The organism is Flavobacterium hankyongi (assembly GCF_036840915.1).
GTDB lineage: Bacteria > Bacteroidota > Bacteroidia > Flavobacteriales > Flavobacteriaceae > Flavobacterium > Flavobacterium hankyongi.
This window is the reverse complement of record NZ_CP085725.1, coordinates 795,499-812,006: the sequence shown is the minus strand read 5'-3', so window position 1 is coordinate 812,006 and position 16,508 is coordinate 795,499. Positions and strand designations below refer to the sequence as shown.

Here is a 16,508-nt window from a genome sequence, read left to right as displayed (position 1 = left end):
TTCTAAGTAAATTTCTTATGAATAATCAATTAATTGATTTTAACCAGTGCCAATTAGATAATTGGTACTGGTATCAAGATTCTTTTACAGAAGAAGAATTACTAAGGATAGAGCAAATTCAAGAATCCATTTCATTTGAAAAAGCTAAAATAGCTATTGATACAGCTTGTCTTGAAACAAAAAGAAAAAGCAGTATTAAATGGTTAAAGAAAGATTCTCCTGATTGTAAATGGTTATATGATAAGTTCATTGGCTTGGTAACACAAGCTAATGATGCCATGTGGAAATTTGAACTTACAGAAATCATTGATGATTTGCAATATACTGTTTATGAAGATAATGGAGGACACTTTGGTTGGCATATGGATTTAGGCAGTGGTAAGTATGCAAAAAGAAAAGTTAGTATTACCATGCAACTTTCTGATCCGGAAGAATATGAAGGCGGTGATTTTGAATTTATGATTGGAAATGAAGTTTCAAAATTGCCAAGAAAAAAAGGATGTGTCATTGTGTTTCCTTCCTATTTTATGCACAGAGTCACACCCGTAAGAAAAGGAACCAGAAAGTCATTAGTATTATGGATTTCGGGTCAACCATTCAAATAAACAATAAAAACTAACTAATTTATGAAAACAGAAAATAATCAAGGTTTGGAAGGCTTCCCTCCAAATATTCCCGTTAAACAAGAAACTTTTTCAAACTGGGCAAACGCTATAGTTGTTCCTAATATTTGGACTTGTGTTCCAGCAAATGAAAAAGATATTGCAATAGTTTGTAATTGGGCAGCCAGTAATGGTTGGACAGTTCGAGCTAGAGGTATTATGCATAATTGGTCACCTTTGGCAGTAACTCCAAATTTACCTTCATATGATAAATTACTGTTAGTTGATACTACTGTATCATTAAATGACATGTCTTTTATTCCTGATTTTGAAGGAAAAGGACCAGCTGTAAAAGTGAAAACTGGCGCTACAATGAGTGATCTTCTACAATATTTGGAGAATGTATCTGGAGGAAATGGTGCTGCCAGCGGATACAGTTTTCCTCACATACCAGCTCCAGATCATTTGACAGTAGGAGGAGTAATAAGTATAAATGCTCACGGTACCGCAGTCCCAACAAGTCCCAATGATGATTTCAAAACTACATACGGTTCTATGAGTAATAGAATTCTATCTCTTACAGCTGTTGTTACTGATCCTGAAAGCGCCAATCCAAATGACTATCAGTTAAAAACTTTTAAGAGAGGAGATAAAGAAATGAATGCTTTGATGACTCAGCTGGGGCGTAGTTTAATTACAGAAGTTACTTTTCAAGTCATAGAAAACTATAATTTAAGATGTCTTTCTATAACAGATATTGATGCCAAAACATTATTTACTCCTTATACTGGTACAACACCCCCTCCAAATAGCTGTGGCGATTTTTTAAATAAAAGTGGTAGAATAGAAATTATTTGGTTCCCATTTACAGATTACCCATGGTTAAAAGTATGGACAGTAGAAAAAAAACAGCCTTCAGCATCTAGAAAAGTTGATCAACCAAATAATTATCCTTTTTCTGATAATTTACCAGATTTCGTGGTGAAAATGATAGATCTTATTATGGGTATAGCACCTGGTTTAACACCTGATTTTGGGCAATTAATGTACAAAATGACGAATGAAGGTCTGGATGGAAAAATCTTAGGATTCCCTATTTATGATCAATCTAGAGATATTTGGGGGGCTTCAAAAAATACTCTTTTTTATGTTAAAGACACCACATTAAGAGTAACTGCAAATGGGTATGCCATTTTGATGAACAAAAATGATGTACAACAAGCAATTTCAGATTTTGCAAAACAATTCGAAGCAATGTTGAAAAAATATCAGTCACAGGATAAGTTTCCAATCAATTCGCCTTTAGAAATAAGAGTAACAGGTTTAGATAGTGGTGACGATATGCCTTCATTTAATAATAACCCAGCTGGAAGACCTACAATATCAAGTTTAGCTACAGATGATGAAACAGTTAAAAATGGATGGGATGTTGCTTTGTGGTTGGATGTATTGACTATTCCTGGTACTAAATATTCCGATGAATTTTTTACTGAATTAGAACAATGGTTCTTAGATCATTTTAAAAGACCCACTGCAAAAGTTGTTCCTGAATGGTCAAAAGGATGGGGATATACTAATTCGGGAGCATGGACTAGTACTGAATTTATAGATAGAGTTAAGTCTGAATTTACTATTTCCAGAGCTAGTGATGATAATTGGGAATGGGAATCTTCAGTTTTAGCAAAGTATGACTCACATAATATTTATCAAAGTAAACTAATAGAACAATTATTCAATAGCTAATCATTAAAAACTATAATTATGTCAAAATCAAAAACTTTCAACAATGTTACTCCCGCAATTTGGGAGTGTGTTAAAGCGACAAGCTATAAAGAACACGGAACTATTTATGCCCCTCCAGGTGCTAATGAAGGAACAGCAACTACAAACTCAATTGTAGGTGATGTAGTGTTAACTTTTAATTATAATCCAGCAAATAATAGTGTTGATTATACAATCACTAAAAAACCTGGAATCGTTTCAGAAAATCAAATTTGGAGTGGAATTGAAAGCACCATTAAAGGTTGTTCAAAGTAATTTAATTTAGTTTTAAATAATTTATATTTTTGCATCGCAATGAAAATGACAAAACAACATATAGCATTAGAAAATAAATCTCAATCTCTAAGAGGTCGAGATAGTCTTCCTATGCCAAAAAATGGATGTTTTATACTAAGTAATGTAATATTTATATGATTTTAAACTAAATATAGTAGCAATATTAGTAAAGCGTCCTTCAAAAAGGGCGCTTTTTTAGTTTTATAGAGTTTTGAAAACAGATAAAATTGACTTAAAACACATTGAAAGAATGATGAATAAATGAAATTTTTAGAAAAAAAATAAAAAAATGTTTAATGCATAATCAAAATAGAATTTAAGAAGCTTTGAAAGTTAATCAGATGAGAGACAGTCATTTGAAAAAATAAAGAGTATCCGTTGTAAATGGACAAGGTTTTTATTGTCTAAATTTTAATTTAACTATATGAAAATCAATTATTTATTTTTAAAAATATTTGGAAGTTACTTTTTTTTGACTTTATCTTTGTCATCGAAATAATAACTGAAAACAATCAGACAAGACATTTGAATAGAAATATAATGAAAATACAATTTCAACATAAAACGCAATTTAGAAATGATCTAGTAATAGCTAGACAAGATTTTCGCTCACTGCCGAGTGTGGATTTCAATTGTACAATCAAAGGTGTAAGTATTAGCAGGAACATATAATTTATTATGTAGCAATTAATATAGAGGCACCCACTAGGGTGCTTTTTTTATGCTCAAAAAATAGGAGAGTAGGTCTTATTTATTAATAACAATAGTTATGTATAAGTGTTCAATTTACTTACTCTCTTAATATCTAATAGCTCAAATGGATAGAGTATTCGCCTACAAAGCGAAGGGTTTCAGGTTCGAGTCCTGATTGGATCACAAAAATAAGGTTTTATAGTTCAATGGATAGAATAGCTGTCTTCTAAACAGCAGATACAAGTTCGAATCTTGTTAGAACCTCACACAAAGTTCTTTAGAAAGGGAACTGGCTCATTGTGGTAATGGCAACCTATCCGACTGTCTCTCGGATGCCACGGGTTCGATTCCCGTATGAGCCGCCAAATGGTGTTTTTAGTTTATTTGGTAAAACCCCGGTTTGTGGATCCGGAGAACAGGGTTCGATTCCCGAAAACACCCTAACTGGGAAGATAACGATTGGTTGTTTACCTGCTTTGGATGCAGGAGGTTGCAGGTTCGAGTCCTGTTTCCCAGACAAAAATAGATGTATAAATTGTTTTTTTAAGTGATTTTTAGTAGTACGCAAAATAATTGCGTACTGTATTTGAAATCTTTGTTTAGAAATTAAGTAGAACATGAGAACAATTAAGATGTATTGCAAAAAATGCAATCTAAAGTTAACTGATGAACTTTATGAAGTACACAAAAGTGCACTGAGGTTTGATGACGGAACAGACATGATTGAAAAGAATAAATATTCTGTTATTACCAATGAATGCAACAAGCAAAAAGAATTGGTCATTGCCGTTGATGATTACTATTTCAAAAACCATGAAGATTCAAGAAGATTTACAGGATGCTGCGGGAGTTCTGGAATGGATGGAATGAATAAGGTATGTACCAACGGTCATGAAGTAGCTACGGAATTCTCAGACTGTTATATGTCTCATTACATTTCAGTTAATATGGAAAATGTCTTGATCAAAGAAGTTAGCAATACTTATGAAATAAAGGAAATAAAATTATAACAATATCAAACAAGTCCTGTTGGGTGTTTCTATATAGCACTAATGTGGTAAAAGTTATACTAAAGTATATTATTATTTACTATGCAACTTGATTTGGAGGTTTCGAGGGTTTGCCAAAAATCTTCCGACTCTATCGGTCGTGGGTTCGAGTCCCACTCCTGATTTTCAGGATAGTTCAGTTGGTTAGAACAATAGACTTTGGTTACGTAGGTTCGAATCCTATCATAACCTATCGGTTATGTTGACAGCGGTTGTCACCAACAGACTTTTAATCTGTTTAAAAGAGTTTCATTCTCTCTTTAAAAAGAATGATCATTAAAGAAAACCAAAGGTTTTTATCAGTTGGTATTGATTTCTTCAATAAACAACACTTATGGTCAGACCTGAAAGCAGCTTCGTTTGCTAAACCGTTCTTTTCTTTGGTACTTGCTGAATTCAACTAAAGTAGTATTCAAAAACAGTGCAAAACCATTAGAATGCTTTTTCAAACTGGCCTATTTCCGTCCTTATCTGAGGATAAAGTTCCTAAGGTTTTCTTATTTAAAAGATTAACAATTAAAAAAATATTATGATTAAGAGAATTACAATTAAAGCATACCAAGTAGGTTTGGTATTTGAAAATAGAAAATTGATTACTGTTTTAAAAGAAGGTAATCATTGGATTATTGGTAACAAACAAATTGAAATATTTGAGATGAAACAATCATTTGTTGCCCCTGTTGAATTGAATATTTTATTGCAAAATGAAGAATTAGCTTCAATGTTGGAAGTTATTGAAATTGCCGACAATGAAATGGTATTATATTTTGTGAATGGTATTTTTAAAGAAGTATTAGCAACAGGAAGATTTGCTTTTTGGAAAGGATATATTAAAAATGAATTCATTAAAGTTGACTTGTCTAAAGTAGAAATTACTGAGGATATTCCATTAACTTTATTGGAAAACGTAAAAGTTAGATCATTTACAAGAAGATTTCAGGTAATGAGCCATGAAAAAGGATTGTTGTTTGTTGATGGTAAGTTTGCAAAAGAGGTGGGAGCTGGTACTCATTATTTTTGGAACAATACTATTCCAGTAGAAATCAAAACAATTGATTTGAGACAACAGCAAATGGAAATTTCTGGTCAGGAATTATTAACGAAAGATAAGGCTTCATTGCGAATTAACTTTTTTGTTAAGTATCAAGTTGTTGATATATCAAAGGCTTTGCTTGAGAATAAAGATTTTGAAAAACAGTTGTATGTTTTAATGCAATTGGCATTAAGAGCTTTTATTGGTGGTTTTACTTTAGATGAATTATTAAGTAAAAAAGATACAATTGCTGAAATTATTTTGGAAGAAATAAAAGATAAAATTCAGAATCTTGGAGTTTCCGTTTCTGATGCAGGTATTAGAGATGTTATTTTACCAGGTGATATGAAAGAAATCATGAATCAGGTATTGTTGGCTGAGAAAAAAGCTCAGGCTAATAGCATTATGAGACGTGAAGAAACCGCTGCTACCAGAAGCTTGCTAAATACAGCTAAGTTAATGGAAGAAAATGAAATGTTGTGGAAATTGAAAGAGATGGAATATGTTGAAAAAATTGCTGATAGAATTGGTGAAATTACTATTTCTGGAAGTGGAAACATTATTGGTCAGTTGAAAGAAATTTTTGTTAAATAAGAAAAAGAAAACCTCGATTAATACTCGAGGTTTATTTTTAAACTAGGTTGAATAAATTTATTCAACCTTTTGGATTCTTAAAACTCTAGTATTTTAACTTTATCATAATTATAATTATCAGGATTTTTCAAAATTAGTTCTTTCATTTCCTTAGCTTTTTCTTTGTTATTTTGTTTAGAATAAACTAAAAGTTTATACCAATATCCTCTTGAGTATTCAATAAAATTCTTTCTTTTTATGATTTGATCAAAAGTTTCTAAAGACTTTTCATTTTCATTTAGTTGTTCATAAGCTGCACCAATATACATTAAAGCATACGGATACATTTGATCTGAAGGACTAATTGTTTTAAATACTTCTATGGATTTTGCAAACTCATTACTTCTAAACAATTGTTCTCCTTTTGAAAAAAAAGTTTCATTTTGATCACTTTTGATCACATAAGAAGGCAAGTCGTCCCAATTTGAATAGTTTTTATATACATTTTCTAAATCTGATGAGGAATTTAGAAAAAAGATAGTTGTAAATAACAAAGCTATTGATGCTGCTACATAATATATTAAATACTTGTTTTTTTTGGTCTTATTTTTTTGTTTATACTTTTCACTAGCTTCTTTTATTTTTGAAAAAAGTTTTTGATTTTCATCCTTATTAATTTGTTCTCTATAATGATTTATAGCTTCTGATGTAGAAGAGTTGTTAGTTTCTTTAATAAATTTATAGTCATTAATATCAAATAAACCCTCCTGTATCAAAACTATTTCTTTTAGTTCAGGGTTTGTATCGATTTCTTTTCTAAAATTAAGACTTTCTTGAGAAGACAAGTTTCCTTTTAGATAATTATCAATTTTTTCTAATAACTCTTCTGTTACATTAATTCCCATTTTCTTAGTAATTGAAATTCTTTATCTTCTTTTATAAGCTCAATTAATTTAGATCTACATTTAAAAACTCTTTGTCTTACAGTATTTACAGTAGCATAGTCATTCTCATTTGCTATTTCTTCATAGCTTGCACCATTAAAGTAAACAGCTAAAATCTCTTTACAATTTTCAGATAATAAATTAAATTTTGCAGTATACAAATCAAAATATTTCTGTTCTACTATTAATTCAGCTAAATCCGATTCTTTATTTACCAGTGTAACAACATCCGTATTTATTACCCTGTTTGTTAATTTTTTTTTCCAAATATTTCTACAAACAACGAATAAATAAGCTTCAAAATTTAATATTTCAGTTCGCTTTTCTTTTTGTGTTATCAAAATATACATTAATGCTTCTTGAAAAATATCCATTGCTTCATCAGCATTTCCTTTATTGGATTTAATGTAAGAACTTATTTTTGGAAAATTTTTCTTGTAAATTTGGTCTATAATACTACTATTACCTGTAAGTAATGCATCTATATAAATATTTGCTTCTTCCATTTTTATTATAGTATTTCTATAAAATTATTTTTTTTCATTAATTCTCTTTTTGAGATTTTAATATAATTTTCAGTAAAAATAAAGCTATAATAAGTGACTTTTATTTTTTTTAATCTTTTTTTGGGTAATATATTTTAAAATTAAGTACTACATTATAAACTAAAAATATAAACATGAAAAAATTAATTATTTTTTTTATAGTATTTAATCTTTCATTGGCATGTACAGTGCCTAGTCAAGATGAAAATTTTAATTCTACTTCTTTAGAGCAGCAACAAAATAAAAGAGTAGCAGTAAATGCTAATACTGTTGTTAAAAATTATTCTTCAAACAGTTTAGTAATTAAATACGGAAATTGGGTTGATAGCAATCAAAAAAGATTTTTAAGAAGTTATTTTAATGTTTCAAGTTATCAACTATGTAATAAATGTTCAAATGCTTCTATTGAATTATGGATGTTTGATGATAACATTGAGATAGAGCCTAAAAAAGAGACTATTAACAATCCAACTGGAGGGTTTGGTTATCCAACAAATCCAAATGAAAGGGAAAAAGCAATTGCTTATGTAGAATTCAATTACACAATTAATACTTCTACTAAGTCTAGGCTTTTGAAAACAAGCATCACTCCTAGTTCAAATACTAATTATACAAATCATATAAAAACTATTAATAATGGTCTTACCATTGCTGTTTTTGATACAGGGATTAATCCTTCATTTGGAAATGCTGCACATTTTCCAGAAAAGTTCTTGTATAATGCTGCTTCTGATGGCATTCCTGGCGTGTATTCTGGATGGGATTTTGTAAATAACGATGATAATACTTTTGATGATGACCCAAATATTCACGGTTCTGCAGTCACATCTATTATCACACGTAACTTAAATTATTATAACATTCCTTATCAAATTTTGCCTTTAAAAGTTTGTAATTCTAATGGAAAAGGAAATTATTTTAACTTAATATGCTCTTTAAACTTTGCTCTTGAAAGAAAAGCAAGTATTTTACAAATGAGTCTAGGTTGGTACAATATATTTGAAAATCCATCAAATAATATTTTCACAAACTTAGTAAGTCAATATCCTAACGTGACATTAATCTGTTCTGCAGGAAACGATGAAATAAATAATGATTTACAGACTCATTTTCCTTCTGGCTATCCAATAAATAACATTATAGCTGTTGCCTCATGCAATCAAAATGCTACCGATATCTCAAATTGGTCTAATTATGGAAAAACAACAGTTGATTTTTTTGCAAAAGGGGAGGGAATAGATTTTTTGCAAACTTCTATACAGGGTACATCATTTGCTTCACCAAATGTAGCGGCTAAGGTAGCTTTCTTTAAAAACAATAATCCAACAATTTCGAATTTAAGTTTATTATATAATTTAAATATGATTGGAGTAACTAAACCACCTAGTTTCAATAATTCAAAACTAGTTAAGTATGACAAAATTATTAATCCTTAGTTTTTTTTAATAATTTAGATTTCTCATTTATTGCCAATTACAAGTGATAAATAAGTTTTCTTATTATCAAAAACTATAATGAATTTTACCAAATTTTTCTTTGTTTTATTATTCTTAACAATTCAATTTGCAAATGCACAAGAAACGTTAAGTAAGGAAATTAAGTTTACATTAAATACTACTATTTCTGAAGAAGAGAAAATATTTAAATTAGAAAATCTCAAAAAAAAATATAAAAACTATCCAAATTCTCCCCAAAAAGGGATTTTAAATAGTGAATTAGGAGTTCTTTACTTTAATAGTAATAATAAAGAATATGCTATTTCTTGTTTAAAAAATTCTATTTCAATTTTAAAAGATTATAAGAAAAATAATGCTTTTTTATTAGAATTAAATAGATCCCGAAGTAATCTAGCATGGATTTACATGTTAAACAAAGAGGTATCAAAACAGTATGATTTGCTAAATGAAATCATAAAAGATAAAGCATTAGATAAATATACTTTTAATGCTAAAATTAATATTGCTATATTGGATTCTGAAAGAGGTGATTATTATTTAGCCCTTAAAAGATTAGATTTATTATTGTTACAAAAAAATGATATTAACAATGAGATAATTATACGTACGAGCATTGTGAAAATATTTGCTTTAATGACTGAATTAGATTCAGGAAAAACAATAAAGATCTATGAAAGTGGAATAAAAAAACATCAAAAATTTGTTGAAATTAATTTTAAAATTTCTTCATTAGATAACAATTTACTTTTTGAATTTTATAATAATCTAGCCAATATTTATGAGGCTTGGGGTGAAAATAAAACAGCTTTAAGCTTGTATATTAAATCCAAAGATTTTTTTAAATCCCAAAATAATTCCAAAGATTATTTCTCTGTACTCAACAATATAGGTTTCTTGCATGCCAAACAAAATCAATTGATTTTAGCATCAAATTGTTTTAAAGAAATAATTAAAAAGTCATCTAATATTAATCAAATAGCCACAGCTTATGACAACTTCGCTTATTTTTCTAATATCAAACCAGTCGAAAAAATTACTTATTTTCAAAAAGCAATACAAATAATTCTAGATAAAGAACAGTCATCATTCGAGCTACCAAAATTAGAAACAATTATAGATTCTGGTTACCAACAAGATATTATGGTCTATTTGGTTGACTTAGCTTTTAACTACGTAGAAAGTTATAAGAATACAAAAAATAAAGCATACTTATTTAAAGCTAAAGAAGTATTATATCTTATTGATGAAATTGTATCTGTAATTAGATATGAAAGTACAACTGACCAATCAAAATTATTTTGGATAGAAAAAGGAGTGAACACTTATTTATTGGGAGCTGAAGTTTGTTTTTTGTTAAATAAACCTGATGAAGGGTTTTATTTTATGGAAAAAAATAAAGCATTATTACTTCAAGAAAATATAAAAAAATATCAAGCAAAATTAGAATTACAAGTTCCAAAAAGCATTACAGAAAAAGAGTTTAAATTACATAATGAATTGCTAACTGTTGAGAAAAAAAATAGACAGTTTCCTAATAGTGTTCAATTCAAAAAAGCTTATTTAAAAAAACTTAAAGAATATGAGAGTTATATGGGTTTTTTGGTTGCAAAATATCCACAATATGCTAGATTTAAACAAAAAATTGACATTATTCCGTTAAAAAAAGTAATACATTCATTAGATAATGAAGAATGTTTTGTCTCTTATATTTTAACTGATGATAAAGGTTATGGATTATTTGTGAATAAATCAGAGAAGATTTTTTATGCAATATCTAACGTTTCAACACTACAAAAAGATATAAGAGTCCTCAAAAAAAATAATTCACAAGTTTTATTAGATAAACAAGAAAGTATTCAATTTCAGTCAACTTCTGCAAATGTTTTTAAATCATTATTTCCGTTTGAAAATGCCATAAATAAAATAAAAAATAAAAGATTAATAATTGTAGCAGACGACTCATTAATAAACTTGCCTTTTGAATCATTATGTGTTTATGATTCAAAAAAGTATTTAAAAAATAGTTACTTAATCAACTTCTCAGAAATTTCTTATCTACAATCGTTTTCTACTTTTGAAAAAATTAAGCAATGGAAAAGTAAAGCTTCAAAAAAATTGATTCTAACAGTACCATACCAATTTGAAGATAAAAGCTTGACTAATTTATCTCGTTCAAAAGAAGTCATTGATAAATTAGAAAAATATACATCAACAACCGTATTATTTGATGATGCAGCAACTAAGGAAAAATTTTGTAGCCTTATTAATCAGTATCAAATTATTCATTTAAATACTCACGCTGGATTAGATATTTCTGACCAAAAAACACCTTGGATTGCATTTAGAAATTCAAAAATGACTTTAGAAGAACTTTATGGTATTCAAAACCAAGCAGAACTTGTAATTCTTGATGCATGTAAAACAAATGATGGGCAAATACAATCAGGTGAAGGTGTTTTAAGTTTATCAAGAGGTTTCTTCATGAATGGTACAAAAAGCGTTTTATCATCTTTGTGGAATGTTAATGAAAAAGCAGGTAACGAAATTATTTTGTCTTTTTATAACGAGCTTGAAAAAGGAAAGACCAAATCTAAAGCCTTACAATTGGCAAAAATAAACTATTTAAAACATCATCAACTCTCTGAAGTATTACCTTATCATTGGGCTTCATTTGTTTTGACTGGAGATACAGCTTCTATCGAATTGAATCAAAAATGGTATTACCATAATTATATTTTAATTCTTCTTGCTTTTACGAGTATTATAATTACAGTTTTATTGATCAAGTTTATTTTTTTAAAAAAATAACGTAAATTTTAGGTAATAAATTTTAATAATCCACACTTAGTATTATATAAACTAAAGGTGGAACCCGAAAAACCAATCAAAGAGTAGGGATTAATTTTATTTTATGAAGAATATATTAAAGATTTTATTTTTTATCCTTATCAATTTTAAAATTTATGCTCAAGAGCAACCAACAATTAAATTTACGACACATTTGAGTAGTGTTGGTGATACTTACATTCCAATTTGTGGAACAGAGCAAAGAGTAGATAATATAAAAGTTGGTTTTTCTTATTGTGGAGGAACAAATTTACCAAATGATTGTGTAAGTCCTAAATGTAATATTGGAAATCCTTATAAAGCAATCGTAACGTTATTTAAAAATAATACAGTTTTTTCAGAACATGAATTTACTTTATCAAGCTTGTATTTTTACGAGACCTTTACGAACGTGTCAGTATCAAGTGGTTCTATTTTCAAAGCAAGAGTTCAGTTTTTTAGGAAAAAAAATTTATGCATTGGATATGAATTACTAAGAGATATATATTCATCAAATTTAACAGTTCCTGTTTTAAATGGAACTCCTGATTTTAATATAAACGGGATACCCATTCCTATTGATGGTTCAGCTATTCAGGCTTGTATAAGTAACATTAAAATAAATGCAGGAGCAACAAGTTGTGAAACAGCTTATAATATAACTGTTGAAGAATGTGATCAATATTGGAATAGAACTTATGACTATGAATTTGGTGTCTGGCTAAATGGTGAAGCTCCAGATAATATTAATTTGCAAAATATAGCTTCAACCTATAGTGTTCCACCTTATTACACTGGAAATCCATCTAGAGCAGGTAGTATATTAATAGACGGTAATTTAGCTAATGGAAGTGAAAGATATTATAGGGTAAAGGTTTGTACTGGTCCTATTTGGACTTGTAAAACAGCCCTCTTGAAAGTAATTTCAGGATGTAAGCAAGCTAATGATTCAAACATATCTGAGAATCAAAACGAATCTAATCCTAAAGTCACCGTGATTTCAAATAATGATAATTCATTGATTTTAAATAATATAAATAAAATTGATGATAATTATGATTTAATTTCGGTTTATCCAAATCCAACTAATGGTGTATTTAAAATTAACATTAATGAAGAAAATGCTAATTATAAAATATATAATTCAAATGGAAATATTGTCCAAAGTAAATTTCTTATAAAAGATGAAAATTTAATTGATTTGAGTAATGAGCCAAAAGGAATTTACTTAATAAATATTCATATTAAGAATAAAATTATTTTGAAAAAAATAGTCAAACAATAACCTAATTTGTAAAAAATAAAAGAGGCTCTTTTACTTTTAAAAGAGCCTCTTTTATTTTTTAATAACTTTTTAGCATATATAATGGGTAATAGATTTTAATAATCCACACTAGTAATATATAAACTAAAGGTGGAACCCGAAAAACCAATCAAAGAGTAGGGGTTATTAAATTTATTTTTATGAAAAATCTACAATCAAAATTTAAACAATTTGAATTACCCAAGGAAAGTATTAAAAAAATTAGAGGTGGAGAAGATATTACATCTATTCCTCTTTTAAATCTGAGTTTAATCACCGATCCACTTAGAAAGAAAGATAAAAAATAATACTTGAAATTGAGGTTAAGGAGTTTAAAAACGGCTCATTATTAAAAAAAGATTAATAATGAGCTTTAAACTCTTGTTCTTATTTAAAATGGTGAAACCCGAAAAACCAATTATAGAGTAGGGAATAATAGACTGATTTTTATGAAAAAAATACTTTTTTTAGCGTTGTTATTAAATGCTTTTACAAATTACGCACAATTAACAATGTCATTTGGTACTACAAATGCTGCAACAGTAACCGCATCCGGACTAACTTATACTGTGAATATACCTTTTTTTGCGTCTCAACTAACTGGTAATTTTAAAATAACTAAAACCAGTTTTACTTGTACCACACTAGGGGCTATAAAGACTATGTCTGTTAATAATTATAACACAGGGGCTTTTATAGCAAATAATGGTAGTACAAATACAAATTATGTTAATTTGCCAAGCTCTTACACTTTTCCTATCGGAACAACAGTTTTAAGAGTACGATCAGAATGTTATGTACCTGACGTATCAAATTCACCTGTATACAATAATATCACAGTAATTGTAAATAGATTACCAGAACCAATTTTAAATATTACACTAGCACCATATTGTCAAGTAGATAACCATACTGGAAATTATACAAATTATTTTGGATATAAAGTAACTGGTTCAGCAACAAATAGAGCAGGATTACGTTTTAAAGTGGTTCCTGACAATACGCTTGCTTGTCCTACACAAACGTATTGGAATTTGAATACAAGTTTTACTTTTACAGGTAATAATTTTAATCCAGGCTCAAGTTTTTACTCTTGTAATTATGCTACTTGGTATAGTGTTTATCTTGAATATGTTTACACACCATATGGAGCAAGTACACCAGTAATTTATCCTATCACTAATGGTACATATGGATGGCAAGATCATAGATGGAGAAAAACATTTGCAACATGTATTCCTATCGTTGAAGGAGAAAATGATCCAAAATTACTGCAAAAATCAGCTCAAAGTCAAACAACAGTATTTCCTAATCCAACAGACAATATTTTAAAAATAAATATTTCTGAAGATGATAGAGAAGTTAAATTAGTTAGAGTGTATGATTTAACAAATATTCAATTACTTGAAATAAAGAATCCAAAATCAAATGAAATTGATTTATCAAATTTCAAAAAAGGAACTTACATTATTCATATTGAAACTTCAAAAGGAATAATTAAAAAACAAGTTTCAAAAAATTAGATAAATATAATTAGCAGTCTGATAAAACAGACTGCTAATATTTAATATTTTCCGCTTAATAATTCTCCTCCAATAGGTGCTTTAGCTTCGATTCCGAGTTTTTTCATCATTTCATACGTTGTGCAAACCGCTGCAGAAGTAACCGGTATTCCGCATTCAGCTTGGATTAAATCGATAGCTTCTAAAGATGGCATTTGTACGCAGGCCGAAACTACTAAAACATCAACATCCGTTAAATCCAATCGTTTGTAGATTTCCAACAAATTCATAGGATCTTGTGCCGCTACTTCTAAATTATCCGGAATTTCAAGTGCAATGCTTTCTTTCACTTTTATACCTTGATGCTCAATATAATCGACTACTTTATCCGTCAGTGGACGCATATACGGCGTAATAATGGAAATTTGTTTGGCTCTCAACACTTTTAATCCGTTAATCAACGCCCCAGCTGAAGTCACAATAGGAGTAGGAAAGTCATTAGCAACCGTTTCTTGATGTAAATTGACTTCCGAAACACAATGATAGCCGCGCCCCATACTCATAATCGCCACCAAACACGCATAGCCCATCACATCTACATGAGCATCGGATAATTCTTGAGCGCATTTCAAACTCATAGCATCCATTGCTTCCAGTTCTTCTTTGGTTACTTTTTTCATGCGCATTCTACTGCTATGGAACGTAAAACGTTCAGGTAAGATAGTTTCACGAGAGCGAAAAATAGCGGGTATTTCGGTTTCCATCGTAACGTTTGATGATGGAACGATTTGTCCTATTTTGTATTTTTTCATTTTAATTAAATCTTATTTTAAATCTTCAAAGAATTTTATAATTTCAGGATAAAAAAAGGTTATTGAACTATATTTTTCTCTATTTTTTGTATAATTATCAAAAAAATTATTTAATGCTTTTATGTGCTTATAATGTTTTGCTTGATTTTCAATTTCTTTTTGTTCTTTTTCAATTCCGAATTTTATGCCTAATATTTTAGCCACACAAGTTCTAACAATTAATTCGTCTAATTCATTTTTCCATTCTTTTTCATTTAAAATTTTATCGTCTGAAGTAGTTAAAAACAGATTTTTTTTCAAACTTAATTGCTCTATATATTTTGGAATGAAATCTTGTACAAATAAATGAGATATTTCATGGATTACCACATTAGGTAATGGTATAAAATTTACTTCAGTTTCATTTGTTTGAGCTATATTTTTATTTTTTAAGTATGCTAATTTTATGAATCTATAATTGCTATACTTTTTATCATTTATTACTATGGCATTGTTAATTATAGCATTTAGCAAATCTGGTAATACTATTAATTTATGCTTTGTAGGCTTGTTGTAAAATTTTTTTACATCCAACAAAATATCATTTTCTTCAATTGATTTTTTTATAGAAGTTTCAATTTTTAAATAATCATTTTTGTGGTTCTTGATAAATTGTTCTACTTCGCATTCTTTGTAAAATTTATTTAAGTGTGATAGAAAAGTGTAAAGCTCTGAACTTTTTAAATGTGTTTCATTATACGGAATAACTAATTTAAATGGATATTTGTCTGATAGATACAATCCTAAACTAGACACGTCATAGGCATCCCACTTTTCTAAATTTCTATACCAATTTAAAGATTCGTGATTTTTATATTTTTCAAAATAACTATCAAAATCTTTATAGTATGAGGATGGAGTGGGCTTTACATCTAATGTGTCTCTTGTGGCTAAAGTGTAAAAAATTGTGATTGCTTCAACTCTTTTATCTATTCTAACTTCCAAGCTTTTTTGACTAAAAGAGTTATTTAAAAACAATATTGTGATGATTAAAAATATTTTCTTCATTTAATTTATTATTTAACCTTTACAAAAAATAGTTTTTACAAAATTCCCAAAGGTTTTAATTGGA

General features: G+C 28.6%; 14 protein-coding genes and 5 tRNA genes. 15 read left to right on the top strand and 4 right to left on the bottom strand.

The genetic code is table 11. The features are described from left to right. The first annotated feature begins 17 nt into the window (after window positions 1–17). From LJY17_RS03770 to LJY17_RS03725, 10 genes are all read left to right on the top strand, one after another. On the top strand, window positions 18–605 hold the full coding sequence (locus LJY17_RS03770; RefSeq protein ID WP_264542517.1) for a 2OG-Fe(II) oxygenase: 588 nt from the start codon (window positions 18–20) through the stop codon (window positions 603–605). Window positions 606–626: 21 nt separating this feature from the next. Next, window positions 627–2,345, top strand: a complete 1,719-nt coding sequence (locus LJY17_RS03765; protein WP_264542516.1) for a cholesterol oxidase substrate-binding domain-containing protein — start codon at window positions 627–629, stop codon at window positions 2,343–2,345. Between the two features lie 18 nt (window positions 2,346–2,363). After that, complete coding sequence (locus LJY17_RS03760) at window positions 2,364–2,639, top strand: hypothetical protein (protein ID WP_264542515.1); 276 nt, start codon at window positions 2,364–2,366, stop codon at window positions 2,637–2,639. A 906-nt stretch (window positions 2,640–3,545) separates the two neighbouring features. Further along, window positions 3,546–3,617 (top strand) — tRNA-Arg (locus LJY17_RS03755). Between the two features lie 27 nt (window positions 3,618–3,644). Then, window positions 3,645–3,718: transfer RNA gene (locus LJY17_RS03750), tRNA-Asp, on the top strand. 4 nt (window positions 3,719–3,722) lie between these two features. Beyond that, window positions 3,723–3,793, top strand: a tRNA-His gene (locus LJY17_RS03745). Window positions 3,794–3,797: 4 nt separating this feature from the next. Then, window positions 3,798–3,870, top strand: a tRNA-Pro gene (locus tag LJY17_RS03740). Window positions 3,871–3,970: 100 nt separating this feature from the next. After that, the gene (locus LJY17_RS03735) at window positions 3,971–4,363 is read left to right on the top strand and encodes a hypothetical protein (protein ID WP_264542514.1); all 393 of its coding nucleotides are present in this window, start codon (window positions 3,971–3,973) and stop codon (window positions 4,361–4,363) included. A gap of 172 nt (window positions 4,364–4,535) precedes the next feature. Next, window positions 4,536–4,591: transfer RNA gene (locus tag LJY17_RS03730), tRNA-OTHER, on the top strand. Window positions 4,592–4,931: 340 nt separating this feature from the next. Next, a complete protein-coding gene (locus LJY17_RS03725; RefSeq protein WP_264542513.1) occupies window positions 4,932–6,029 on the top strand; it encodes a slipin family protein in 1,098 nt (365 codons plus the stop codon). A 77-nt stretch (window positions 6,030–6,106) separates the two neighbouring features. On the opposite strand, the gene LJY17_RS03720 is transcribed toward LJY17_RS03725, so the two are convergent. Together LJY17_RS03720 and LJY17_RS03715 are read right to left on the bottom strand one after the other, a co-directional pair. Further along, window positions 6,107–6,913 carry a tetratricopeptide repeat protein gene (locus LJY17_RS03720; RefSeq protein ID WP_264542512.1) on the bottom strand — a complete coding sequence of 269 codons (807 nt, stop codon included), beginning with the start codon at window positions 6,911–6,913 and terminating at the stop codon, window positions 6,107–6,109. Next, a complete protein-coding gene (locus tag LJY17_RS03715) occupies window positions 6,898–7,458 on the bottom strand; it encodes an RNA polymerase sigma factor (protein ID WP_264542511.1) in 561 nt (186 codons plus the stop codon). The genes LJY17_RS03720 and LJY17_RS03715 overlap by 16 nt, the downstream gene beginning before the upstream one ends. Before the next feature lie 173 nt (window positions 7,459–7,631). Here LJY17_RS03715 and LJY17_RS03710 point away from each other — a divergent pair, with 173 nt between their 5' ends. From LJY17_RS03710 to LJY17_RS03690, 5 genes are all read left to right on the top strand, one after another. Continuing rightward, window positions 7,632–8,933 (top strand): S8 family peptidase, encoded by a 1,302-nt coding sequence (locus tag LJY17_RS03710; protein ID WP_264542510.1) that lies wholly within the window; start codon window positions 7,632–7,634, stop codon window positions 8,931–8,933. A gap of 78 nt (window positions 8,934–9,011) precedes the next feature. Then, the gene (locus LJY17_RS03705; RefSeq protein WP_264542509.1) at window positions 9,012–11,762 is read left to right on the top strand and encodes a CHAT domain-containing protein; all 2,751 of its coding nucleotides are present in this window, start codon (window positions 9,012–9,014) and stop codon (window positions 11,760–11,762) included. Window positions 11,763–11,865: 103 nt separating this feature from the next. Beyond that, on the top strand, window positions 11,866–13,065 hold the full coding sequence (locus tag LJY17_RS03700; RefSeq protein WP_264542508.1) for a T9SS type A sorting domain-containing protein: 1,200 nt from the start codon (window positions 11,866–11,868) through the stop codon (window positions 13,063–13,065). Window positions 13,066–13,244: 179 nt separating this feature from the next. Beyond that, window positions 13,245–13,391 carry a hypothetical protein gene (locus LJY17_RS03695; RefSeq protein WP_264542507.1) on the top strand — a complete coding sequence of 49 codons (147 nt, stop codon included), beginning with the start codon at window positions 13,245–13,247 and terminating at the stop codon, window positions 13,389–13,391. Between the two features lie 141 nt (window positions 13,392–13,532). After that, entirely contained in the window at window positions 13,533–14,606 is a 1,074-nt protein-coding gene (locus LJY17_RS03690; protein WP_264542506.1) for a T9SS type A sorting domain-containing protein, read from the top strand. 41 nt (window positions 14,607–14,647) lie between these two features. Here LJY17_RS03690 and LJY17_RS03685 read toward each other — a convergent pair whose 3' ends face one another. Further along, window positions 14,648–15,397, bottom strand: a complete 750-nt coding sequence (locus LJY17_RS03685) for a maleate cis-trans isomerase family protein (RefSeq protein ID WP_413614505.1) — start codon at window positions 15,395–15,397, stop codon at window positions 14,648–14,650. A 12-nt stretch (window positions 15,398–15,409) separates the two neighbouring features. Beyond that, window positions 15,410–16,444, bottom strand: coding sequence for a DUF4932 domain-containing protein (locus tag LJY17_RS03680; protein ID WP_264542505.1), 1,035 nt, complete (start codon window positions 16,442–16,444; stop codon window positions 15,410–15,412). Between the last annotated feature and the right edge of the window lie 64 nt (window positions 16,445–16,508).